Source organism: Saccharothrix variisporea (assembly GCF_003634995.1).
GTDB lineage: Bacteria > Actinomycetota > Actinomycetes > Mycobacteriales > Pseudonocardiaceae > Actinosynnema > Actinosynnema variisporeum.
This window is the reverse complement of sequence record NZ_RBXR01000001.1, coordinates 8610114-8633217: the sequence shown is the minus strand read 5'-3', so window position 1 is coordinate 8633217 and position 23104 is coordinate 8610114. Positions and strand designations below refer to the sequence as shown.

Sequence of the window (23104 nt, the reverse complement as noted above, 5' to 3'; positions counted from 1 at the left end):
GAGGTGCGGCGCTAGCGGTTGTCGGTGTGGGAGGCGAGCGCCGTCCTGCAGGAGCCCCACAGCAGCACCGACCGCTGTTCCCAACATCAACTCGCCCGGTCATGGCACCCCTCACCTTCGACCCTCACAGTCAGCTCCGGACGTGGTGCACCGGGGTGCTGCGGGCAGTTCCCAGCGCTCGCGAGGGCCGACGCCGAGGGGCACGCCGGTGCGCGCGTACTGCTCCAGCGACAGGTCCGAGTCGCGGCTTTGGGTGGCCACGGTGGGGATGATCGGTGGCGCGGACGACTGCGGCTTCGGGGAGTAGCCGGTCAGGCGCGCGTGGCCCCACACGTACGGGTCGGCTTGGGCGCTGCCGAAGGTCGCCCAGGCCAGCCTGCTCTTGCCGACCTTCTCCGCCGGGTTGTCGGCGTCGTAGAGCATGACGTTGACCGTCAGCCCTTCGGGATCGACGGTCTCGGGCAGGTCGGCGAACGGGATCGCGACCTCCACGGTGTACCCGTCGTCGGCGAGGGTGGTGGCCCACCGGGCGCCCGGGGTGGTGTCGGTGGCCGGTCCCTGGTGCTGGTCGGCGTCGCGGGCCGCGCACGGTTTCTTGTTGGTCATGTAGGGCATCACGGCGAGTTTGTAGGTGGTGGAGGTGTCGTCGGACCGGCCGGTGGGGTCGAGCGCGATCTCCACGGCGTCGGTGCGCCAGTGCCGCTTGCAGTCGTCGGGGTCCAAGGCGGCGCCGGGATGGTCGTCGGTGACCTCGACCAGGGCGTACAGGCTGTCGCCGTGCCAGGCCAGGTAGGCGGCGGCCGAGCAGTCCGCGACCAGGCACGGCTTGCCCTCCCAGTCGGCGAGCCCCAGTGGCTCGGCGGTGTACCCGTCGTCGCGGTGGCCGTCCACGATCGGCTCGCGCTTCGCTTCGGGCACCGTCGTGGCCAGACGCGCCGGGTAGTCCGGTTGGGCGTCGTTGGCCAGCCACGGCATCCCGACCCGCTGCGCCCAGTCGCGGAACTCGGCGTAGGCCGGACGCAGGTCGCCTTGAGGGCGCACGACACCGGGCACGCGGTCACCGTCCTCGACCAGGACGGTGTACCAGTCGCACGGCAGCTGCTCGGCGGGGGTGCCGACGGTCGTGGACAGCATCTTGTCGAACCCCTGGGTGACGTACATCCGCGCGGCGTCGCGTTCGAGCTGCGCCCACGACGTCCGGTGCTGGGCGGACCACACGCCCTCCCAGTAGCCCTCCTTGGGCAGCCTGGTGACCCGATCGACCAGCCGCTGCCGGTGGCAGCCGGGTCCGACCGGTCCGGTGAACCGCCAGTCCTGGGCCAGCAGGCGCCGCGCCCGGTGGGGCCGGTAGCCCTCCCAGGTCAGCTGGCGGGGATGGGCCAGGGGGTCGGCGGCCAGGGAGAACGCCTCGATCGCCAGCAGGGCCGCCATCTGGTGCGCGCCGTGCTGGTTGAACGGGCGGGGTTCCATGGTGACCACGGTGGACGGCGTGGTGGCGCGGATGAGCCGCACCAGCCGTTCCAGCGTGTCGGCACGCTCGCCGTCCCACACCGATCGGGTGAGCGGGGCGGACAGGGTGTACCAGAAGTCGGGCTTGTCGAGGTAGTACACGTCCCGCACGCCCGCCACCGCCACGGCCCGCCGCTCCTCCGCCTCCCGCAGCAGTCCGAGCTCGGGGCCTTCTTCCGGGCCGGCCGCGTTGCCGCCGCCCTCGCCGCGCGTGATGGTGCCGACCGCGACCGTCAGACCTTCGTCCTCCTCCCACTGCCCGAACGTGGCCAGCGACTGGTACTCGTCGTCCGGGTGCGCCCCGATGAACAACACGTCCACGTGCGCGGGGTCGGTCTGCGTGGCGTCCACCGGGCTGATCGTGGTGAACACCACGGCCAACGCCAGCACGAGCGCGGTTCGTGTTCGCGTGCGGGAGGTCGGTGCTGGGTGGAAGTCGCGCATGGTCCGGCCCTTTGCTCGGCTGGCGTTGACGGGGACGGTGCCCCGACACGAGGTTGATGCCGCGCATCGCTTGCGGCAACACGGGACCAGCGTGCCGCCGAAGCGCCGGTCGCGGGTGCGTTCGTCCGCCTGTCAGCGGATCGTGCGCCGAGCAACGCGTTGAGGTGACCCAAGAGGACGGCACATCACCGCGCGTCCACGGTGGACACCGTCAAAATGCGGAGATATCAGGTCCTGCTCACCTGATGGTTCCCATTGTCCACGAGGACCTGCACGGCGCTCCACGGCGGTGTGACGATGGCCGTTGACCCGCTGTTCCGTTCGGCGGGAAGGAGAATGCGATGACCGCCGTGCACACCGGCGAGCACGTACGCGCCAAGGTTCACGAACTGATGCCCGAGCTGTGGGACACGTTGGCCGCCTTGGTGCGCTTCAAATCCATCAGCAGGCAGGACCCGACCATCCTTCGCAGCACCGCCGACGAGGTGACGAAGCTGTTCCGCGCCGCCGGCGCGCCCAGCGCCCAGGTGATCACCATCAAACACGGGGAAGCGCAGTCCGCGCCGATCGTCTACGCCGACGAGCGCCGCAGCGAGGGACCCAGGGTGCTGCTCTACGCGCACTAAGACGTGCAGCCGAGGCCGGCATCGTCATGCACCTCAGGGCGATCAAGGCCGCCACCACCGACCCGCACCCCGTACCGCTCAACCTCAAGATCGTCATCGAAGGCGAGGAGGAGACGGGCACCAGCGTGCTCGACTCCCACCTGGCGGCCAACCCCACGGACGACCGGTTCCTCGCCGACGTCATCGTGGTCGCCGACACCGGCAACATGGCGTTGGGCGTGCCGACGCTGACCTCCACTCTGCGCGGCATCGTGGTCGTGGACGTCACCCTGCGGACGCTGGACAAGGACGTCCACAGCGGCATGTACGGCGGACCGGCACCGGACGCGTTCATGGCCATGACCCAACTGCTCGCCACGATGCTCGACCACGGCGACGGGCGGGTCACCATCCCGGGACTCACCGAGTACTCGCACACGTGGCCGAAGGTCGACGAGGAGGAGTTCCGCGCCACGGCCGGTGTCCTCACCTACGGGCACAGCAGGCCCCGGCTGCTGGGCACCGGGTCGATCGAGAGCCGCCTGTGGGGCAAGGCTTCGGTCAACGTGGTCGGCCTGTCCGGCGTACCGCCGCTGAACCGGCCCGTCAACGCCCTGCGGTCGGAAGTGACCGCGCGCATCAGCGTGCGCCTGGCACCCGACCAGAACCCGCACACCGCCTACCGAGCCCTGGTCGACCACATCGAGAAGAACACCCCGTGGGGCATCCAACCCGGCATCGCCCCGGTCGGCGAGGGCACCGGGTTCGAAGCCAAACGCGGCAAGCACGCCGCCCTCGTCGAACGAGCGCTGTGCGACTCGCACGGCGGCGCCGCGGTCCAGCACCCCGGCCAGGGCGGGTCGATCCCCCTCGTGGCCGCTTTGCGCAAGGCCAACCCGAAGGCCGACATCGTGCTGTGGGGCTGCGAGGAACCCAAGGCGAACATCCACGGCCACAACGAAAGCGTCGACCGCGCAGAGCTGCAACGGCTGACCACCGCCGAAGCGCTGCTGCTCGACGCCCTCGCCAGGACCGCACACACCTGACCCCGAGCCCCCCGAGACCGCCCGGGAACCCACCCGGGCGACCTCGGCGTGCCCACGACTCCACCACACCAAGGAGAGCGACGCATGACCATCACCGACCACAACCCCATCACGACCGGCACCGAGAACGAGTTCGACACCTTGTTCGCGCTCACCGGCGAGGGGCTGCCCCACGAACGCCGCAAGGAAGTGCTGACCAAGCTGAAGAACTACTTCACCGACATGCAATCCCGGTTCCTGGGCTACCAGACCAACCAGGACCTGCGGCTCAAGGACGACATGGCGCCGTTCCTGGACTACCACTTCAACAACGTCGGCGACCCCTTCGCCCCGTCGCACTTCACCCTCGACGCCCGCGCCGCCGAACGCGCCGTGCTCGCCTACTACGCCAGGCTGTGGCACGCCAAACCACGCGAGTACGACGAGCACGGGCACCTGAAAGACCGTGACGCCTACTGGGGTTACGTCCTCACCATGGGCTCCTCCGAGGGCAACAACTACGCGTTGTGGAACGCCCGGGACTACCTGTCCGGCAAGACCCTCATGGTCGAGCCGGACGAGAACGGCATCGGCACCATGATGTGGGTCCAGGACACCCCGCCGGTGGACAACCAGAACGCCTACTCCCCCGTCGCGTTCTACTCCCAGGACACGCACTACTCCGTCGCCAAGGCCCTGCGCGTGCTGGACATCCCCTCCTTCTACGAGGTGGGCACGAAGATGTACCCGCACGCCAACCCGCTGAACCCCGGCAAGCCGTGGGACCTGGAGGTGCCGTCCACCAACGGCGGCGCCGGCCCCGGCTCGATCGACGTCGACAAGCTCGTCACCCTGGTGGAGTTCTTCGCCCGGATGGGCCACCCCGTCCTGATCAACCTCAACTACGGCAGCACCTTCAAGGGCGCCTACGACGACGTCGAGACCATCTGCCGGCGACTCACCGCCGAGGTGTTCACCAAGTACGGCCTGCACGAACGCGAAGTCCGCTACGGCCACAAGGGCAACAAGCTGCTCACCGACAAGCGCACCGGCTACTGGATCCACATCGACGGCGCCCTCGGCGCCACCTACGGACCGTTCCTGGAGCGGGCGGTCGAGCAGGGCAAGCTCACCTCGGAGGGCCACCTGCCCAAGTTCGACTTCCGCATCCCCGAGGTGTGCTCGATCGTCACCAGCGGACACAAGTACCCCGGCGCCCCGTGGCCGTGCGGCATCTTCATGACCAAGGCGAAACTCCAGATGCAGCCCCCGGCCCAACCCGCGGTCATCGGCTCGCCGGACACCACCTTCGGCGGCTCCCGCAACGCCTTCTCCCCGCTGATCATGTGGAACTTCCTGGCCCGCAACTCCGAACAGGCCCAGGTCGACATGATCACCCGCGCCGAGGAGATCGCCCGCTACGCCTACCAGCGACTGTCGGAAGTGCCCGGCGACTGGGAGGTGGCCCGCACCCCGTACTCGCTGACCGTCCGCTTCCGCCAGCCCACCGACGACGTCGTGCACAAGTACTCGCTGGCCACCGTTCCGCTGCGCACGCCCAAGGGACAGGTCGACTACGCCCACCTGTACGTGATGCCCCACGTCACCAAGCAGCTCATCGACGACCTGGCCGAGGACCTCGTCCGCGTCGCGGTACCCGCGCCGCGCACCGAGCAGCAGAGCATCGACTACATCGACGGCACCGCCGACAGCCCCGACATCGCACGCCTGGCCCTGGTCCACACCTGGAACCACGCCTTCTGAGCAGAGGAGCACCCATGACCGCCTCCGAACCCGTCGATCAGCACGGGTTCGTGCTCACCGGCACGGACACCGTCTACGGCAGCCACCTGGCCATGTTCACCATGCCCCAACACCGCTACCACGTCGTCATCGAGGTCGATCTGCCCGGTGACGTGGAGGAGAAGTACATCGAAGCTCAAGAGGAGGACCCCAAGAGCCCGATCATCGTGGTCAACCCCAAAGGCAAGGAGATGCTGCTGCACAAGATGCTCGAGCCCGCCGGCTTCCCCGCCGTGCTGTGGCAGCTACCCGGCCAGAACATCAACAAGCCCACGGAGTTGAAGGCGGGATTCATCGCCAAGGCTCGCACGAAGATCTACGACCGGGCCTTCGACAACAACGAGAACTACCCAGACAAGCCGCGGTACCTGGTCTTCGGCGCAGACGGCGAGGCCCACATCTCCCACTACATGACCAAGCAGTACGACTACCAACTCCTGGCCCAACTCGCCGCCGTACCCACCGGCCTGACCGAGGCCCAGCTGAAAGCCGGCGTCCTGGTCGACCTCACCACCGTCACCGAGAACCACCAGCCCACCACCGACCCCCTCGCACCCCACCGCAACACCGAACTGGCCGCCACCACCGTCAACGGCGGCACGCAGGTCAAGCTGAAGATCGGCCCGACCCGCTGGTTCGACACCAAGGACCTCAACCACAAGCCGCACCACGCCGACGAGACCTTCACCGACTACCTGGATTCCGTCGTGGTCTGATCCGACGCCCCCGCCCTCGGGTGCCCGTCGCGGAAGCCGCGACGGGCACCATGGCGTTGCGACGGAACACCGGCTCGGCGAGCAGCCTTGGCGGCCGGTGATGACGGGCCAGCGCGCCCAGGGCGGTGCGGGCGATCAGCAAGGCGAGGGGCGAACCCAGGCAGGCGTGGGGGCCACGGCCGAACCCCAGGTGCGGGTTGGGCGCGCGGTCCAGGCGCAGCGAATCCGGATCGTCGAAGACCCGGTCGTCGCGGTTGGCCGCCGCGATCAGCACGGTCACGGCGTCCCCGCGGCGGACCGGCCGGCCGTTGACCTCCGTGTCCTCACGCGCAGGGGTTGCGCAGCACCGTCTCATCGAGCCATCGGCGCGACCCCGACACACCCGCCAAGGCACATGTCCCTGCCGGCCCGCCGACCCGTTCGCACAACGCGTGTCCCATCCGATCCTGCGATCCGGCGCGATTGTCAGCCCTGCGCTCCGTCGAGGTCGGTCCCACGGCGGCCGGCCCGAGGGGCCGCTCACCCGACCGGGAGAACCGGTCCGAGCTGCGGAGGTTCTGCGCTCGCGGCACCGGGTGGTCACCGCCAGCGCTGTCGTAACCTGGCCAGTGCGAGATCGTGTGTTCGTTGCGGGAGGATGCGATGGCGTCGAGTGCCGAACCGGTCGTGCGGGATGCCAGGCACGACGATGTGGTGGCGATCTGCCGGTTCGGCGAGGCCCACGTCCGACCGCACTACGCCCCGCTGATCGGCGCTGCCGCGGCGGATGAGCAGGTACGCAGGTGGTGGAACGAGACGCACGTCGCCGCGGCCGTGGCCGGGGGTCTGGTGGTCGTCGCCGAGGTTGACGGGCACGTCGTCGGCGTCGGGCAGCGCGGCCGCAGAGGAGCTGACCACGTGGTCTACAAGCTCTACGTCCACCCTCGGCATCGCGGCCGCGGGCTGGGCCCGCGGCTGCTCGATGTCCTCACCGGACAGCTGCCCTCTGACGCTGATCGGCTGTACATCGAACATTTCGTGGGCAACGAGCGCGCGGGCGCCTTCTACGAACGTGAGGGCTTCACCGTGGAAAGGATCGAGCCGAGTCCCACCGGCGACCCCAGACTCGGGGTGGTGTGGCGCGCGCGCCCGCTGGCTGCATCCGCTCAGACGCCTGGACGAGCCTGATTCGCGCGGCGAAGGTCTCTGGGGCTCAGCAGAAGTCGAGCGCGGCCAGTGTCGCGACGACCTTCTCCGTCGGGTGGTGGTCGTCGAGTCGCGAAGGGCGGCGCAGGGACTCCGGGTCGGTCAGGAACGAGGCGAGCCGGTCGGGGTCCATGCCGGTGAGCACCACGTTGTCCCCCAGCCCCTGCCGGCGCTCGGTGCGCTTGCGGTGGATCGCGGCGGGCACTCCCAGGTACGCGCACTCCTCCTGCAGACCGCCGGAATCGGTCACCACGAACCGCGCCCTGGCCAGCACCGGGAGGAATTGCGCGTAGCGCAGCTTGGGGCGCATCAGCAGGTGCTCGTCGTCGAAGAGCCCCCGCAACCCCGCACTGTCGACGCGTTCCCGCTCCAGCAGTCCCGCGAAGTAGACGATCGGCGTGCGCTCGGCGGCTTCCCGCAGCCGTTCGAGCACCTCGCGGAACCGGTCCGCGCGGGAGAGCAGTTCGAACCGGTGCAGGGTGGCCAGGCCGTACTCCGGCGGCAGGTCCACCAGCGCGCCGCCCGTGGCCAACGCGGCCCGCACCGCGTCCACCACGGTGTTGGCACCGGTCTCCACGACGACGCCCCCTGAACCGGCCAGGTTGTCCACCTCCCGCCGGGTCGGTGCGAAGTGGATGTCGGTCAGCCGGGACGCGACCCGCCGGTTGAGCTCCTCCGGGAACGGACTGGTGATGCTGCCGCTGCGCATCCCCGCCTCGATGTGCGCCACCCGGACACCCAGCAGCTTCCGGGCGATGAGGCAGCCGTAGGGGGTGCTGAAGGTGTCGCCGTGCACGACCACCAGCGGCGGTCGACCGTCGGCGGCCAGCCGGCGCCGCAGTTCGCCACGCCGTCGGCACGCGGTCGCCGCGACCCGGGCCGCCCAACGCGGCACCCGGCTCGACCGGTCGACCTGCTCGGCACCGCCGGGTGGCACCAGCCACACGTCCGGCTGCGGCAGTCGCAGGTCCGCAAGCGTTTCCGCCACCCCGTCCACGTGCCACGCGGTGAACCACAGCTCCGGCGCCCTGCCGCGGGCGGCGACGGCGTGGTAGACGGGTGCGATCTTGATCAGCTCGGCGGTGGTGCCGACGAAGAAGGCGATCACCACGGTCCTCTCGGCTCGACGGTGGACGGACGGCGAGCGGTGCGGCCGGTCACGTGCCGAGGTCCAGCTCGTACACGGACACGTCACCGGAGCGGAACGCCAGGCGCAGGCCGGGCAACCCGTCGAGCCCCCGCAGTCCGCGTGCCGTGGAGAACAGGTGGTGACCGACCCAGTTCTCCGGCGATGAACCGGACCCGATGGTGGGGGCGTTGGCGTCCACGTACACCCAGCGCACGTCCAGCTCGCGCAGCATCCGGCGCACCTGGTCGTCGTGCGGGAAGGTGTTGAAGTCCCGGAGCAGGCGGTAGGTGTGCGGCGCCCGCGCCGAGCCCAGCGAGCTGACGTTGACCACCGGCACGCCGCGCTCCACGTACAGGAACGTCGAACCGTCGTTGGCCGAGTTGAGCACCCGTTCTCCCGGGCGCACCCGGTCCGCCAGCCAGGCGATCGCCCGCTCGTCGTCCGGCCCGACGCGGACGAAGTCGGGACGGGCGTACCGGCTGGCCACGTAGTCGGCTTCCACCCGCGCGTACCCGATCCCCGGCCGGGCGAGGTAGGCCAGCGCGGCCACGACCACGAACCCCACCGCCGACCACCGCACCCGGCGCACGACCCGAGCCGCGCGCCGGGCCACCGCCCACGCCACGAGCACCACCCCGAGCCCGGCCAGCACGGGCGCGAACAGCGACAAGTGTGACCAGACCCGCAGGTGGGCGTGGTAGAAGAACCCGGTCAGCGGCGCGACGACCGGACGTCCGGCGGTGCTCAGGAACGCCACCTCCACCACCAGCCAGGCCGTCCACGCCACCAGCACCCCGTACCCGCGCCGCGACACCAGCACCGCCACCGCGCCGAGCAGCGTCGCCGACGCCGCCGCCCACTGCGCATCGCCCCGGTGTCCCGGGATGTAGCCGCTGTAGACCATGCCCAGCGCGTCGCCCAACGCCGAACCGAACGGCCGCGGACCGATGTCGGCACCCGCCCCCGCCGTGCCCGCCACGGACCCCATCGCCTGGAACAACACCGGAGAGCTCGTCACGGCGGCCACCGCTCCCACCGCGACGAGCCGGGGTAACACCCGCACCGCGCGCCGCCGGTCGGTGATCGCGTCACCGACCCACCAGGCGAGCAGGCTGAAGCCGACGGTGGCCACCGCGCTCGGGTGGACGGCGACCACACCCGCCACCGCGACACCGGCCACGACCACGGGTTCCCACCGGCGCGGCACCGTCAGCAGCACCGCCAACAGCCCCGGGGCGAGCACCAGCGTGACCGCGTTGGGCAGGATGCCGCCCTCGTGCACCAGCGAGAACACCGGCCGGTACAGGCCCACTGCCACGACCGCCGCCACCCCGGCGACCAGCGGCGCACCCCGCTCCAACCGGGCGCGCACGGCGGCGACGTGCCCCAGCGCGGCGACCGACACCGGCCAGACCAGGCCCAGCACCACGACCGTCACCGCGTTGACCCCCACCACGGTGCCCGCGGTCGACGCCGCGACCGGCGCCATGAGCAGGTGCAGGCCGGCCGGGTAGAAGCCGACGTCCGACCCGTCGAGCAGGTCGGTCGGCATGAGCTGCCAGGGCGCGCCCCGGCCCGTGCGCTCGATGTAGGCCGTGGCCAGGTGGTGGGTGATCATGTCGTGCTCCTGGCCGACGGTGGCCAGTCCGCGCATCCCGCTCCACCACGTGAACACGCTCAACACCACCGCGGCCGACACCAGCACCGGTCCCGCGACCCGCGCCACCCGCCACGGCGGAGGCGTCGGCGGACCCGCGAGGCGGGCACGGCAGGCGCGCACCAGTCGTGGCACCCCGACCGCGAGCAACACCACCGTCACCACACCGAGCGCGACGGGCCCGTAAGACACACCCACCACCGCGCACACCACAGCCGTCACCGTCGCCAGACCCGCCGACGCCGGAACGGACATCCCCACGAACCACAACGGCCGCCGCACACCCAGGGCCGCGGCCAGCGCCGCACCGGGCACGATGACCACCAGCAACGCCACGGCCAGCACACCCAGGTCGCGCACCATCAGGCGCCACCCCGCAGGACAGGTCTGTGCGACATCAGAACTCTCCTCGCGTTGACGATCAACTGCCGCGAACCACTGCGGAATCGTGTCGATCGCGGAACATGATCACAAGGGCCGAAAGGACCTCCGGCGTCGATCGAGCCGGCAGTCCACAGTGGAGTGTCGAGGTGCACCATTCCCAGCGACCTGGCAACTTCGCACGCCATCAGCGGAAGGTCATTGTGGACTGTTCGGTTGGCCGATCCCGACCGCGGCGGGCCACCGCGGTGATCCGGCGCGATCGCGGGCAGGCGAGGCTGCAAGGTAGGGCCCGGCCGCGTCGTCCGGTCAGCGATGTCCCGTCCATCCCGGTTCCACCAAGGTCCACTCGCGCTCCCAGGACCGCGAGCTCAGCCGTTCGCGCACGACCCGGACTGCGAGCCACACCAGGGCGAGCAGCGCGGCCAGGCCGCCCCACAGGGCGAACGCCACCACGGTCCCGCCCACCGCCGCGCCCTCGACGGTCAGCGGCGGTGGGGTCGCCGTGCCGGCGTCGTCGACCCAGATCCGCACCACCGCGCCGGCTTTCGCGCCGGCGGGTGCGTCGACCGGGCCGCTGTGCGCCACGTTGTCGGGAGCCGCCCACCGCGCGGGGACGGGTGTGCGGTCGACCCCGGCACCGCGACCGGTCTCGGCGGGTGCGGGCGGCGCGTCGGCGAGCAGTGTCGCCTCGACCCGGTGCCGCGTACCTGATTGCTCGACCGCCGTGAGCTTGCCGGACGCGTACACCTCGGAGCCGACCGCCGCCGCGACCGGGACGCCTGACAGTGCGAGCAGCACCGCGACGACGAGCACCCCGCCCTCCACGCGATCGCCGACACGGGCGACACCGCGCCGCGACGGCAACGCGTAGTGCACAGCACGCTTGATCATGGTGTCCATCGGTCCCACCTCCGTGTCGACCAGCGTGCCGCCGACGACCGCCCCCACCACAGAGACCTCGGGGCACACCACCGCCACCGCGGTCCCTGCCGGACGGGGTCGTGCGACCCTGCCGGCGACCACCCGCGCCGTGGCGGTCGTCGGCGATGGCCGGGCCGGTGGTGACCTTGTGCCCTGTCGGTCACGCGGGGAGCGGAGGAGCGTTGTCGACACGACGTCCACAAGCGTGGGAGGACCACATGCGCCCCAGGAAGCGCGGCGAGACCGCGCGACGCTCGGCGAAGGACAAGGTGCGCGAGCTCAACCGGCGGGTGTTCAACCCCCTCATGCTGCGCCTGGCCGGTCGCCGGCACTGGTACGCGGCGGTCATCCGGCACGTCGGCCGCCGCACCGGCCGCAGCCGTGCCACACCCGTCATCGCCGTCCGCGTCGAGGACGGTTTCGTCGTCCCGCTGCCGTACGGGACCGCGGTGGACTGGCTGCGCAACGTCCTGGCCACCGGGCGCGCCACCCTCGACGTCAAGGGCGAGCACGTCACGGTGGTCGCGCCTCGCGTCGTCGACGCGGCCACGGCCCTCCCGCTGCTGTCCAGCGCACGCCGGAGGATCTGGCGGCTGTTCGGGATCGAGCACTTCCTCCTGCTCAGCGTCGAGGCCACAACGCCCTGACCCCGCGCTCACCGGGGCACCGCCGCCACGGGAACCCCTCAGCCGGTGCATGGGCCGGTCGTGGAGAGGGTGGCCGTGCGAGCGTCGGGGGTGCTGGTCAAGCAGATCCCTGGCGTCGGCGACGACCCGCTAACGACGCGGCACGCGGCTCGCGGGCGGGCTCGGGGTGTCCGGTCCGCCCGCGCTCGGGTCAGCCCTCGGGCTCACGGTCGGGCGCCAGCAGGGCCGGTGCCGGGTCCCGGTGGTCGTGTGCACCGGGTCCCGGTCGCGGCAGCGGGTGGTGGTTGTCAGGTGCCGGGGAAGACCACCCGGACGGTCGTCGCGTGCAGGATCTGCCCGTCGGCCGCGGACGGTTCGGCGAACACGACCCAGCCGGCGCCGCCGTTGGGTGCGGTGAAGGTGATGTCGCCGCTGAACGGCCGCTGTTCGTCGCCTCCACCGGTGACGAAGCCGGTGCCGACCTCGGTGGTCTTGCCGCCGTGTTCGGACAGCACCCGGACGGTCACGTGGCCCTCGAACGTGTGGGCCGCGCCCGTGACGCGCAGGGGTGAGGTGGCGGTCTGGCCCGCGGTGGGCGCGTCGACCCGGATGGGGTCGGTGCGGGTGCCGGTGACGCTCCACCGCCCGTCACGCCGGAGCGACACCACGGTCGCGAGGGTGGGCACGGGCTCGCCGTTGTTGGGCGACCGGCCGTAGAAGGTCACCTCGGCGGCGTTGTCGTCGACCCACCGGAAGGGGCCTTCGGCGGGGTCTGCCATGCCGACCACCGTCTTGAGGAACCGGCGGGCCTCGGCGACGGCGGGCGCGGTGTCGCCGGGCTTCCCGGTGGGCGGGGTGAGCTGAAGCCACTCGTAGAAGGCGGCCACGTCACCGTCGAAGGAGTAGACCGTGGACCGCACGGTGGGGAACTGCTTGAGCGTCGAGTCGAGCTCGGCGAGCAGCGCGGCGCTGCCGAAGCTGGAGCTCGCGTTCGGGATGGTGCCGCTGAAGTTCGCGAAGTCGGCGTGCGCCACGCCGTCCTCGATCCGCACACCGTGCAGGCTGCCGGCCGTGGCGGGCACGAACTGCGACCAGTAGCCCTGCTCGGCCTCCGCGGCGGTCGTGCCGCCGAGCAGTTGCGTGAGGGCCGCCGTGGCGACCATCTCCGAGCGGGGCACCGTCCGCAGCACGGCGGACACACGACTCGGGTCGTCCGCCTCGCCCCGGTGGAAGAACACCCGCACCTGCATGGTGTCCGCGGACGGCGTCGTGACGGCTGTGGACGACGGTGTCCCGACGTCGGTCGAGCGGTCACGCGTCGCCACGAAGACCACGGCCGCGACCACGACCACGACCAGGACAGCGACCACGCCGCCCGCGACCCACCACACCCGGCGCTTGTCGACAGGAGTACTCATCGTCCCGCTCCTCCCTCTCCCGTCCAGCGTGGGCGGGTCGGAAGCGTTGGAGCAGAAGCGCAAGGCCCTGCTCCGGCGGGCGGAACGTCCCGCCTCGGATCCGCCGCCGCGCGCTCAGTGCGGCGAGGCGATCCGCGGCGCGGCCACCCCGGCGTCGGGGTCAGCCGGGTGACGGGCAGGGGCGCGGTCCGGTGGCGGCGCGGCCGGAAAGCCTGCCGTTGGTAGCGTCGAACGGCCGTTGGACCGGGCTCGGGCCGCTGGGCCTCGCCGATACGGGACCTCGGACCGTGTCCGGCGGACCGGGTGACCGCGACCGTGGTCCCATGACGACCAGATCACCGGCACGGACCCGGGTAGCGCTCGCCGCGGGCGCGGGGATCGTGGCCTTGAACGCTTTCGCGGGTGGCCTCGCGCTCGTCACCGGGGTGATCGACTTCGGCCCGGTGGTCACCGACCGGCTGCCGGCGCGCAGCCCGGTCCTGGCGGGGCTCGCCCTGGTGCTCGTGGTGGCCCTGCCGATGACGGCGGCCACGGTCCGGGCCGCCGCGGGACACCCGAAGTGGGCCGGCACGGCGGTGTTCGCCGGATGCTGCCTGATCGGGTGGATCGTGCTGCAGGTCCTGGTGATCCGGACGTTCACCTGGCTGCAACCGGTGATGGCCGCGGCGGGGATGGCGGTCCTGCTCGCCGGTCTGCGTGGCGCACGACGCCGATGAGCCGCAGGGCTCGGCGTAGCCAGGTGGCGGCTTTCGACAGGCCGGGCGCTGAGCACGCCCGCCCGGAAGGAGGAGTCCAAGTGCCCGGTCGGGAGAGGACCTTCGACCGTGTGATCACCGCCGGGACCGGGCGCACGGTGGAGGGGTTGGTCCGATCGGGGAGGAAGTCGGCGTGGCTGGGCTGCCGAGGATGACGGGGACGTTGGGGTTGACGGACGGGGCGGTGGGTGACGTGCTGCGCGCCGCCTCCCTGGCGCCGTCGCTGCACAACACGCAACCGTGGCTGTTCCGGCTCGCGCCCGACCGGGTCGAACTGCACCCGGACCAGGACCGCAGGCTGCCCGCGACCGACCCCGAGGACCGCGAACTGCGGCTGTCCTGCGGCGCCGCCCTGTTCAACCTCCGGCTCGGACTGCGCCGGCACGGCATCGCACCGGTCGTGTCGCTGCTGCCCGGCCCCGAGGCGCCCGGCGCGCTCGCCGTCGTGCGCCGCGGCTGGACCACGCCGTTCGACGAGGAGACCAGGGCGTTGTGGGAGGCGGTGCCGCGACGGCGGTCCAACCGCGCGCCGTTCCGCGACCAGCCCGTGCCAGTCGCTCACCGGACCGCGCTCGCGCGGGCCGCCGAGCGCGAGCGCTCATGGCTGCACTTCGTCCTCGACGGCGAGGAGCGCACCCGGTTCCGACGGCTCGCCGCCCGCGCCCACGCCATCCAGGCCGCCGACGAGGGCGTGCGCCGCGAGCTGACGGTCTGGAGCGGCGAGCGGGCATCCGCAGACGGCGTGCCCCGGGCCTCGGCGGGGCTCAAGCCCGCGCCCGCGGACGAGTGGGCCATGCGGGACTTCCAAGCCGCCGACCGCCCAGCGGGCGAGGAGTACGAGTCCGACCCGCTCGTGGCGGTGCTCTGCTCGTTCTACGACAGTCCACTGGGCGAACTGCGGGCGGGGCAGGCGCTGCAACGGGTCCTGCTGACCGCGACCACGCTCGGGCTGGCCGTGTCGTTCCTGTCCCAGGCGATCGAGGTGCGGTCGGTGCGCGACGAGATCCGGCGGTCGCTGGGCGGAGCGGTCCTGCCGCAGACCATGCTGCGGATCGGCTTCGGCTCCCCCGTCCCCGCCACACCCCGCCGGGACGTCGAAGAACTGCTGCTGCCCAGCACGGGCCACGACACGTCCTGAGTGCCGGGGTGCGGTCACCCCCCACCCCACGAGCGCACCCGGTTCACCCGGCACGGTCCTGGGCTTCGCACAACCACCGTCGCACCTGCTCCGCGCGCGGTGCGTGGCGCGACCGTGTGTGGAGGAGATCGCAGAGGAGGCGACCACCCGTGAACGCGTCCACCCAGCGCCTGGGAGTACTCGACACCGCGTTCCTCGACGTCGAGGACGCCGACCCGCACGTGTCGCTGGCCATCGGCTCCGTGGCGATCGTGGCAGGGCCACCACCGACCCACGACGAGTTCGTCGCGCGAGTCGGCCCGCGACTGCTGTCGCTGCCCGGCGCGACGGCACGGGTCCGCCGTCGCCGGTTCGGAGCGCCCGAACTGGTGCGGGACCGGCTGCCCGATCCCGACCACCACATCCGGCGGGTGGCGGTCACCTCGCCCGGTGACGACACGGCGTTGCACGAGCTCGTCGCCTCGATCATGGCGCGGCGACTCGACCGGGACCGGCCGCTGTGGGAGTGCTGGGTCGTGGAAGGACTCTCGGGCGGCCGGTGGGCGGTGCTGTTCAAGGTCCACCACTGCCTCGTGGACGGCGTCGGCGGCGTGGACCTGCTCACCGCGCTGTGCGCCGACGACCCGGACGCACCCGGTGCGCGGCCCGCGCCGCCGGTACCGCGCTCACCGCTGCGGTCCGCACCGCCGCTACCGCTAGCGCCACTGCGGACCGCGCCGCCGGTCCCGCGCTCGCCGCTGCGGACCGCGCCGCCGGTGCCGCGGTGGCCGCTGCAGGCCGCGATACCGGTGCCGTGGGGGCCGTTGCAGGCCGTGCGGCAGGTGCTGCGCGGCACGGCGGGACTGGCCGGAGCGGCCGTGCCGGTCGCGCCCTCGTCACTGGTCGGCCCCATCGGGTCGCGCCGCCGCTACCGCGTGGTCCGGGCGTCGCTGACCGACGTGGCCGCCGCCGGGCGGGCGCACGGGGCCACCGTGAACGACGTCGTCCTGGCGGCGGTGAGCGCCGGCCTGCGGGACCTGCTCACCGCTCGTGGCGAACCCACCTGGGCCCGCGCCGTCCGCGCCCTGGTGCCCGTGTCGGTGCGCCACGCGGCGACCGGTGTGGAGGGCAACGCCATCTCCGTGCGACTGCCGTTCCTGCCGATCCACATCACCCACCCGGTCGAGGCGCTGGAGAAGGTGCACCGGGCGATGCGCCACCACGCGGCCACGGGCGAATCCGACGCGGGACAGGCACTCCTCGCCCTCGCGCGGCACGCGTGCCCGACCCTGCTGTCCTCGGGCGTGCGCCTGGGTGCCCGACTGCCCCAGCGCAGCATCACGACGGTCACCACCAACGTGCCGGGCCCACGCCACCCGCTGTCGCTGATCGGGAGGGACGTCATCGAAGTCCTGCCCTACGTCCCGATCGCACTCGGCCTGCGCACCGGCGTCGCCGCGCTGAGCTACCGCGACCGGCTCGTGCTGGGCATCACCGGCGACCACGACAGCACACCGGACCTCGACGTACTGGCATCCGGCATCGAACGCGGACTGAGCCGTCTCGTGGAACCCGCGGCCCGGAGCCGGCAGAGCGCAACAGCCGCCGCGCGACAAGGACCGCAGGACGCGACCAGCCGGGTGCGATGAGTGACGTGAGCCGAGATGAGCACCGGTCTGCCGGTCGCCACCACGACCGCCTCGACGAGGGCCCGAGCTTCCCGAGCCTCACGCGAGGCGACCGTGGGCACGGGCCTGTAGAGAAGAGCAGGGCACGCCGCCTTCCGCACGCGGGAGGTTCAGGCGGCGGCCCTGCGGTTGCGCCGCAGGTGCTCGCGCAGGACTTGGAGCGCGCGGTGCTGGGCCACGCGCACCGAGCCCGCGCTCATGCCCAGCACGCGCGCGGTGTCCTCGGCCGACAGACCCACCGCGATGCGCAGGACCAGCAACTCCCGCTTCGCCTCGGGCAACAGCCGCAACAACTCCGCCACCCGCTCGGTCCGCTCACCCAGCAGCAGGTGCTGCTCCGGTGTCGGGCCGAGGTCGACGACGTCGGGCGGCTCTGCGGCGAGGTCGACCCGATCGCGCACCGATCTGCGGATCGCGTCCACCACCTTTCGCGCCGCGACGCCGTAGACCAGCCGCAGGAACGAGTTCTCGCCCTGCGCCCGGAACGACGGCAACGTGGTGAACACCCCGATCAACGCCTCCTGGACCACGTCCTCCACCGCGGCGGCGTCCCACCACGGCAACCGGCCCCTGCAATACCGCGACACCAGCGGGCGCACCGCCGCCAAGACCTGCTCGACCGCACGCCGATCCCCCGCGACCGCCCGCGACACCACGTGTTCCTGGACCTCCACCGAACCCCCTCCTCCTCATCCCGCACCACGACCACCGCCCCCGTCGTGGCGGTGCGACGAGCACCAGTGCCCGACGCACCGCCTCCACCGGTCAGGCCGTCCGGCGGCGTGTGCCGAACACCAAGCCCGCTCCCCCGACCAGGAACACCAGACCCGTCACCGCGAGCCACCCGACACCCGCGCCCGTCGCGGCCAGCGCCGCCGGCTCGGGTGTGCCGCCCGCCTCGCCCGTCGGTGGCGGGACCGGTGCCGGGTCGGGGTCCGGTTGCTCAGGACCGGGGACCACGACGACGAAGTGCGTGCGGCTCCCGTCGTCGAGCGCGTCGACCAGCAGCACCGGTGTGGTGCCGCCCCGGCCCGTCCAAGGCCCCACCACGCCGACGTCGTAGCGGTCGGCCGGGAGGTCGAGGAACTCGAACCACCCGTCCGCGTCGGTCGTGTCCCGGGCCACGACCTGCCCGGTGACCTGGTCGCGCAGGTAGAGCTTCGCGTCGGGCACCGGGAGGTAGGAGGGCCGGCAGCCGCACTGGTGCCGGTCCGGGGTCATGAGGCGGCCCACGACCCGGGCCGCGCGCAGGCCCGGAACCCGCGTGGCCCCGGTGGCCCTGACCATGCCGTAGTGGTCCGGCGGCTTGCCGATGAAGCAGGTCACCTCCAGGAACCCGGCGTTCGCGGTAGGCGCGTCGACGGGGTAGTCGATCTCGAAGGTCCGCGTGGACGTCGCCGGGACGGTCGCACCCGACCCGTTCGGGTCCAGTTCGCCGTAGCCGGCGGGGGCGCTGCTGGTCGAGGTGCAGTACGCGACCAGACCGGGGATCGGCCCCCGCCCGCTGTTGGTGAGCGTGACGAGCAGCCGGGCCGTGTCGCCCGCCGCGTAGGTCGGCCGGACGAACGCCAGCGTGCCGGTGAGCCAGCCGTCGATCCTGTTGTCGCCCCGCAGGAGCACCTCGGGTTCCCCGGTGCCGTCCACCTGCACGGCGAGTCCGGGGAAGATCCAGTCGGGGGAGTCGCCGTACACGGTGTAGGAGCCGGCCAGGAGGTCGTGGAAGGCGATGCGGCCCGCGTTGTCGGCCACCGTCTCGTAGAAGCCGCTCGGAGCGCCGCCGGAGGCGTACACCCGCAGACCCGCCAGCTCCTCGCCCGGGTCCGGTGCCTGGTTCGCGTTCAGATCGCCGTACGCGACGCCGGTGAAGCCACCGCGCACCACCCCGAGCGGGGCGCTGACGGTGGTGGCGTTGTCGTCGGGCCGCGCGTCGGCTTCGGCCGACCGCACCTCCACGGTCACGCGGACCACGCCGTCGGCCACGTCCATCACGTAGCCCGACGCCTCCGCCTGGACCGACTCCCCCGGCGCGAGATCCGTGACTTCGTCTTCGAAGTGCCAGTAGTGGGGTGTCAGGTTGCCTGACGACTCCAGCCGCAGGGCCGAGGCGGTCGCGGTGCCTGCGTTCACGACGGTCGCCCGGAGCAGGACGAGATCGGCGGGGTCGTAGGACGCCTTGTCGAACACCACGGTGAGGGCCAAGTCGGGCTGCTCGGAGACGGCAGCCGGCGGCTCACCCGGAGCGGGAGGCGGCTCGGGGGGCGCGGTGGGGAGTGCCGTGTCCGCTGGTGTCGATGGCTCCGCCGATGACGGGACCGGCGTCTCGGAGGTGGTCTGCGGCGAGCTCGGGGCCTCGTCGCCGAGCGCCGGCCCCGCGGTCGTTCCCAGGACCACTGTCACGGCCAACGCCAGGGCACCGACCGTGCGGGGTAATCGTGTCATTTCTCCTCCTGGTCCGCTCGACGTCACGCGACCCAAATCCGTCCACAATGGACTGCCAGGGTGCGCGGACGGGCCCACCGCTTCCCCACGGCGTCGTGTGCACCCGAGCCCAACACTTCTCCCGCGACCGCCTGCACCGGCAGGGCACAAAGTCACCGCCAGCCCGTGCGCTTCGGCCCGCCGCGGGCACGGTGTCGCAGCGGTTGTCGCCGCCGGCGCGATCTTGACGGCCGGAACACCCGACGGTGCGCGTCCGGTGGGGGCGGGGACGAAGGTCTTCGACCGCCCGGTTCGTTCGGCACTGCCGCAGGTCCCGACTCGGAAGGAGGCCGATCGAGGGCCGGCGGGACCGCGCGGCCTTCGACACGGTGTGCCCCAGAGGGAGGAAGCCCCGTGACAACCCGTGACGTCGACGCTTCGGCCGTAGCGCACGTGGTCATCACGCTGCACTCGGCGACCCGGTCCAGCGCACCGTCGACCGCCCCGGCCTCGCGGAGAGCGTCATGGTGAGCGGGACGGCCGCGGTCACCGCGAGTCGACGCAGGTCGGCACCACGGGCCCTGCTGTGGCTCGGCGTCGTGGGCACGGTGTACTACCTGGCGGTCGACGTTGTGCTCGTGAGCCGGTACGACGGTTACCGCTTCACCGACCACACCTTCAGCGAACTGTTCGCGATCGACGCCCCCACCGCCCCACTCGCCGTCCCGCTCCTGTCGATCTACAGCGCGATGGCGATGGCCTTCGGGGTGGGCGTGTGGATCTCGGCCGAAGGGCGGCTCGCGTTGCGCGTGGTCGCCGGGGCACTGGTCGCCAAGGAGGTCCTCGGCGTCGTGGGCACGGTGTTCGGCCCCATGCACATGCGCGGGATCGAGCCCACCCCGACCGACACGCTGCACATCACCGTCACAGCGCTGGGCGCGCTCTGCTACCTGCTCGCCCTGGGCTTCGGGGCGGCGGCGTTCAGCGCACGGTTCCGGCTCTACTCGATCGGCACGATCGCGGTGCTCGTGCTGGGTGGGCTCATGGCGAGCAAAGACGCCGGCAACCTGGCCGCTGACCTGCCGACGCCGGGGATGGGGCTGTGGGAGCGGCTCGACATCTACGCCACCATGCTGTGGCTCGTCGTGCTGGCGGTCCTGCTCCACCGCGAGCACTCGTCTCCCCGGTCCCGCGGCTAACGCAGACCCTCGTACCGGTCACCGGCGAACCGGCGCAAGGCCAGGTCCACGGTGGTCGTGAAGCCGGTGTCCGGCAAGGGGCGTCGGTAGCGGTCACCGGTGAGTGACGGATCGCGGAAGCCCTTGTGGGCCACAAGCTCCAGCACTGGCGCACCGGACCGCGCCCCGATCACCGCGACCCCGGCCACCTCGTCCCACCCCACCGCCCAGGAGGTGCCTCGAGGCTCGTTCCAGCGCACCCCGTCCGGGCCGATGACCAGCGTGCGGGGCCGCGCGAAGTGCTCGGTCACCCGGTAGATCAGCCGCGGCGCCACCACGACCAGCGCCAAGACGACCACGCTGCCGACCAGCCACTCCCCCCGGCCGCCGGAGAACATCCCGCGCACGAACGCGGCCAGCGCGACGACGCCGAGCAGGGACGGGACCAGCACCGCCAGGACCAGCCGACCGTGAGCCCGCCCACCCATGTTGATCTCGACAGGCGTCACGTCACTCACCCCACCGACGTTACCGCCGGGGTGAGTGGCCATGGGTGACCGTGCCGATCAGCGGATGTCCCTCCTGCGCAGAGCCGCGAGGCCGGCCGCGATGGTGGTCAGCCAGAACGCCCGTTCTCCACCGCCGCCACGAAATCGTCGTCCCCGTGCGTGGCCCGACCGTCGACGTGCCGCACCTCCATCACCTGGCCGCGCCGTCTCGACACGGGTCCTCGACGCCAGGCGGGCACGGGCTCGGCCTCGCCGGTCGAAGGTCCCGTCGTCGCGAAGTCCTTGCCCGGTCCCGGGACCTTCGGCCCGGAGCACCGGTCACGGCCGACCCTGTCGGCGGGCCGCTAGCCACGCGATCGTCGAGGTGAGCCCGACGGAGGTGACCGCCATGACGTCCACCGACACCGCGCCGCGACCGCTGATGATCGACCGGTTCGCCACGCCGTCCGACTTCACCCGCACCGCGCACGTGCTCGTCGACGCACCGCCCCCGACCGTCTACCGGGCCGTGCGCGAACTGGACCTGGCGCGGGTCCACCACCCGGTGCTCGACGCGGCGAAGTGGGCACGCCGACTCCCCCTCCGACTGCGCGACCGGCGACCCCGCCGGCACCCGACCCGGCTCACCATCGCCGACCTCACCGCGGGCACCGACTGGATCCTGCTGGGCGAACGGCCCGACACCGAGGTGCTGTTCGGCGCGATCGGCGCGTTCTGGAAGCCGGTCGTGGAGCTGCGGAAGGTCGACGGGCGGGACTTCGCCGACTTCGCCGAACCCGGCTGCGGCAAGGTCGTCTGCTCGATCGCGGTCAGCCCGTACGGCGGGCGGCGCAGCCTGCTGACCTACGAGATGCGCATCGCGCTGGACGACCCGCGCTCGTGGCTGCGGTTCCGCCGGTACTGGCGGGTCGCCCGGCCGTTCCTGGGGTTGCTGGAGCGCGCGGTGCTGCGCGCGGTCAAGGACGCGGCCGAACACCCGGTCTGACGGGGTGAATCGCCCGAGAGAGGAAGTGGAACCGTGAAACCCGTGCGGATGTGGATCGGACTGGTGCTCGTCGCCCTCGGCCTGGCCGGCGTGCTCGACGCGCTGGACGTGCTCGACGCCGGCGACCTTCTCGCCTGGTGGCCGCTGGCCGTGGTCGGCCTCGGGGTCGTCACGATCATCGCCCAACGGCACGTCTCGCTCGGCCCGGTCGTGGTCGCGGCCATCGGACTGGTGCTGCTGGCCGACACCCGCGACTGGGCGTCGGGCGGCCTGTGGTGGCCGGTCGTGCTCGTCCTGGTGGGTGGCGCGATCCTGGCCGGACTCCTGCGCCACCACACCACCGACCACCAGGACGCCGGAGAGACCCCGGTGGTGCTGTTCGGCGGCACCAAGGTGCGCAACCGGTCCGAGCACCTCACCCACGCCGAGGTCTCCGCCGTGTTCGGCGGGGCCACGCTGGACCTGCGCGGCGCCCACATCGACCGCGAGGCCACCGTGGACGCGCTCGCGTTGTTCGGCGGCGTCCAGGTCCTCGTGCCCGAGGGCTGGCGGGTGGCGCTCGGCGGCCTGCCGGTCTTCGGCGGCTACGACGACAACACCACCCAGCACACCGACCCCGACGCGCCCCTGCTGCGGGTCAACGCCACCGCGCTCTTCGGCGGCGTCGACGTCCGCAACGAACCCAAGTAGGAGCACACCGTGAACACCGCCAAAACCTGGCACGTCGAGGTCCACCTCGACGAGCACGACGGCCGCACCAGGGCCAAGGCCACGCTGACCACCCGCGACGGCACCCGCCTGACCGGCATCGGCCTGGCCCGCCTCAACCCCACCGACACCGACGTCCCCGAGATCGGCGACGAACTCGCCACCGCCCGCGCCCTCGCCGACCTCGCCCACGCCCTGCTCGACGCCACCGCCGACGACATCGAGGCACTCACCCACAAACCGGCGGACATCCACCTCTGACCCGTTCCCACCGGCCCGGCAGGCCTTTCGGCCCTGCCGGGCCCTGGCGTTGGTCGGACCGAA

At 72.1% G+C, this 23104-nt stretch carries 22 protein-coding genes; 13 read left to right on the top strand and 9 right to left on the bottom strand.

Annotated features, from left to right (window positions below):
• Positions 1-111: 111 nt before the first annotated feature.
• Entirely contained in the window at positions 112-1953 is a 1842-nt protein-coding gene (locus DFJ66_RS45225) for a sugar-binding protein (protein WP_121229399.1), read from the bottom strand.
• Positions 1954-2294: 341 nt separating this feature from the next.
• On the opposite strand from DFJ66_RS45225, the gene DFJ66_RS39060 reads away from it, so the two are divergent.
• The 4 genes from DFJ66_RS39060 (at position 2295) to DFJ66_RS39045 (ending at position 6102) form a co-directional block, all read left to right on the top strand.
• Complete coding sequence (locus DFJ66_RS39060) at positions 2295-2579, top strand: hypothetical protein (RefSeq protein WP_121229396.1); 285 nt, start codon at positions 2295-2297, stop codon at positions 2577-2579.
• Between the two features lie 20 nt (positions 2580-2599).
• Positions 2600-3604: a M20/M25/M40 family metallo-hydrolase gene (locus tag DFJ66_RS39055; protein ID WP_281276718.1), complete on the top strand. Its 1005-nt coding sequence runs from the start codon at positions 2600-2602 to the stop codon at positions 3602-3604.
• 84 nt (positions 3605-3688) lie between these two features.
• A complete protein-coding gene (locus DFJ66_RS39050; protein ID WP_121229389.1) occupies positions 3689-5347 on the top strand; it encodes a PLP-dependent aminotransferase family protein in 1659 nt (552 codons plus the stop codon).
• A 14-nt stretch (positions 5348-5361) separates the two neighbouring features.
• Positions 5362-6102 (top strand): hypothetical protein, encoded by a 741-nt coding sequence (locus DFJ66_RS39045; protein ID WP_121229386.1) that lies wholly within the window; start codon positions 5362-5364, stop codon positions 6100-6102.
• On the opposite strand, the gene DFJ66_RS39040 is transcribed toward DFJ66_RS39045, so the two are convergent.
• Positions 6071-6457: a cytochrome P450 gene (locus DFJ66_RS39040; protein WP_121229383.1), complete on the bottom strand. Its 387-nt coding sequence runs from the start codon at positions 6455-6457 to the stop codon at positions 6071-6073. The two genes, DFJ66_RS39045 and DFJ66_RS39040, sit on opposite strands and share 32 nt — an antisense overlap.
• A 287-nt stretch (positions 6458-6744) precedes the next feature.
• On the opposite strand from DFJ66_RS39040, the gene DFJ66_RS39035 reads away from it, so the two are divergent.
• Positions 6745-7269 carry a GNAT family N-acetyltransferase gene (locus DFJ66_RS39035; protein WP_121229380.1) on the top strand — a complete coding sequence of 175 codons (525 nt, stop codon included), beginning with the start codon at positions 6745-6747 and terminating at the stop codon, positions 7267-7269.
• A gap of 25 nt (positions 7270-7294) precedes the next feature.
• Here the strand turns inward: DFJ66_RS39035 and DFJ66_RS39030 are convergent, their stop codons facing one another.
• The 3 genes from DFJ66_RS39030 to DFJ66_RS39020 all read right to left on the bottom strand — a co-directional run bounded on the left by DFJ66_RS39030 (position 7295) and on the right by DFJ66_RS39020 (position 11405).
• Entirely contained in the window at positions 7295-8395 is a 1101-nt protein-coding gene (locus DFJ66_RS39030; protein WP_121229377.1) for a UDP-N-acetylglucosamine 2-epimerase, read from the bottom strand.
• A gap of 49 nt (positions 8396-8444) precedes the next feature.
• Entirely contained in the window at positions 8445-10436 is a 1992-nt protein-coding gene (locus DFJ66_RS43205) for a DUF6541 family protein (RefSeq protein ID WP_170199986.1), read from the bottom strand.
• A gap of 327 nt (positions 10437-10763) precedes the next feature.
• On the bottom strand, positions 10764-11405 hold the full coding sequence (locus DFJ66_RS39020; protein WP_147459509.1) for an Rv1733c family protein: 642 nt from the start codon (positions 11403-11405) through the stop codon (positions 10764-10766).
• 191 nt (positions 11406-11596) lie between these two features.
• Here DFJ66_RS39020 and DFJ66_RS39015 point away from each other — a divergent pair, with 191 nt between their 5' ends.
• Entirely contained in the window at positions 11597-12025 is a 429-nt protein-coding gene (locus DFJ66_RS39015) for a nitroreductase family deazaflavin-dependent oxidoreductase (RefSeq protein ID WP_121229371.1), read from the top strand.
• A 287-nt stretch (positions 12026-12312) separates the two neighbouring features.
• Here DFJ66_RS39015 and DFJ66_RS39010 read toward each other — a convergent pair whose 3' ends face one another.
• Positions 12313-13422, bottom strand: coding sequence for a Gmad2 immunoglobulin-like domain-containing protein (locus DFJ66_RS39010; RefSeq protein ID WP_121229368.1), 1110 nt, complete (start codon positions 13420-13422; stop codon positions 12313-12315).
• Between the two features lie 323 nt (positions 13423-13745).
• Between DFJ66_RS39010 and DFJ66_RS39005 the strand changes: the two genes are divergently transcribed.
• The 3 genes from DFJ66_RS39005 to DFJ66_RS38995 all read left to right on the top strand — a co-directional run bounded on the left by DFJ66_RS39005 (position 13746) and on the right by DFJ66_RS38995 (position 16943).
• Positions 13746-14138: a hypothetical protein gene (locus tag DFJ66_RS39005; protein ID WP_147459508.1), complete on the top strand. Its 393-nt coding sequence runs from the start codon at positions 13746-13748 to the stop codon at positions 14136-14138.
• 190 nt (positions 14139-14328) lie between these two features.
• On the top strand, positions 14329-15315 hold the full coding sequence (locus DFJ66_RS39000) for an Acg family FMN-binding oxidoreductase (protein ID WP_121229362.1): 987 nt from the start codon (positions 14329-14331) through the stop codon (positions 15313-15315).
• A gap of 149 nt (positions 15316-15464) precedes the next feature.
• Positions 15465-16943 (top strand): wax ester/triacylglycerol synthase family O-acyltransferase, encoded by a 1479-nt coding sequence (locus DFJ66_RS38995; protein ID WP_170199984.1) that lies wholly within the window; start codon positions 15465-15467, stop codon positions 16941-16943.
• Between the two features lie 149 nt (positions 16944-17092).
• Here DFJ66_RS38995 and DFJ66_RS38990 read toward each other — a convergent pair whose 3' ends face one another.
• Both DFJ66_RS38990 and DFJ66_RS38985 read right to left on the bottom strand, forming a co-directional pair.
• A complete protein-coding gene (locus DFJ66_RS38990; RefSeq protein ID WP_121229356.1) occupies positions 17093-17656 on the bottom strand; it encodes a sigma-70 family RNA polymerase sigma factor in 564 nt (187 codons plus the stop codon).
• Positions 17657-17747: 91 nt separating this feature from the next.
• A complete protein-coding gene (locus DFJ66_RS38985) occupies positions 17748-19421 on the bottom strand; it encodes a peptidase associated/transthyretin-like domain-containing protein (protein WP_147459507.1) in 1674 nt (557 codons plus the stop codon).
• 503 nt (positions 19422-19924) lie between these two features.
• Between DFJ66_RS38985 and DFJ66_RS38980 the strand changes: the two genes are divergently transcribed.
• Positions 19925-20599, top strand: coding sequence for a DUF998 domain-containing protein (locus tag DFJ66_RS38980; RefSeq protein WP_121229350.1), 675 nt, complete (start codon positions 19925-19927; stop codon positions 20597-20599).
• On the opposite strand, the gene DFJ66_RS38975 is transcribed toward DFJ66_RS38980, so the two are convergent.
• Entirely contained in the window at positions 20596-21096 is a 501-nt protein-coding gene (locus DFJ66_RS38975) for a hypothetical protein (protein ID WP_121229347.1), read from the bottom strand. The two genes, DFJ66_RS38980 and DFJ66_RS38975, sit on opposite strands and share 4 nt — an antisense overlap.
• A 379-nt stretch (positions 21097-21475) precedes the next feature.
• On the opposite strand from DFJ66_RS38975, the gene DFJ66_RS38970 reads away from it, so the two are divergent.
• The 3 genes from DFJ66_RS38970 to DFJ66_RS38960 are packed head-to-tail and all read left to right on the top strand — an operon-like array spanning position 21476 to position 23041.
• On the top strand, positions 21476-22072 hold the full coding sequence (locus DFJ66_RS38970) for a hypothetical protein (RefSeq protein WP_121229344.1): 597 nt from the start codon (positions 21476-21478) through the stop codon (positions 22070-22072).
• A 48-nt stretch (positions 22073-22120) separates the two neighbouring features.
• Positions 22121-22762, top strand: coding sequence for a LiaF transmembrane domain-containing protein (locus tag DFJ66_RS38965; RefSeq protein WP_246030298.1), 642 nt, complete (start codon positions 22121-22123; stop codon positions 22760-22762).
• A 9-nt stretch (positions 22763-22771) separates the two neighbouring features.
• Positions 22772-23041: a DUF1876 domain-containing protein gene (locus DFJ66_RS38960; RefSeq protein WP_121229337.1), complete on the top strand. Its 270-nt coding sequence runs from the start codon at positions 22772-22774 to the stop codon at positions 23039-23041.
• Positions 23042-23104 lie beyond the last annotated feature (63 nt).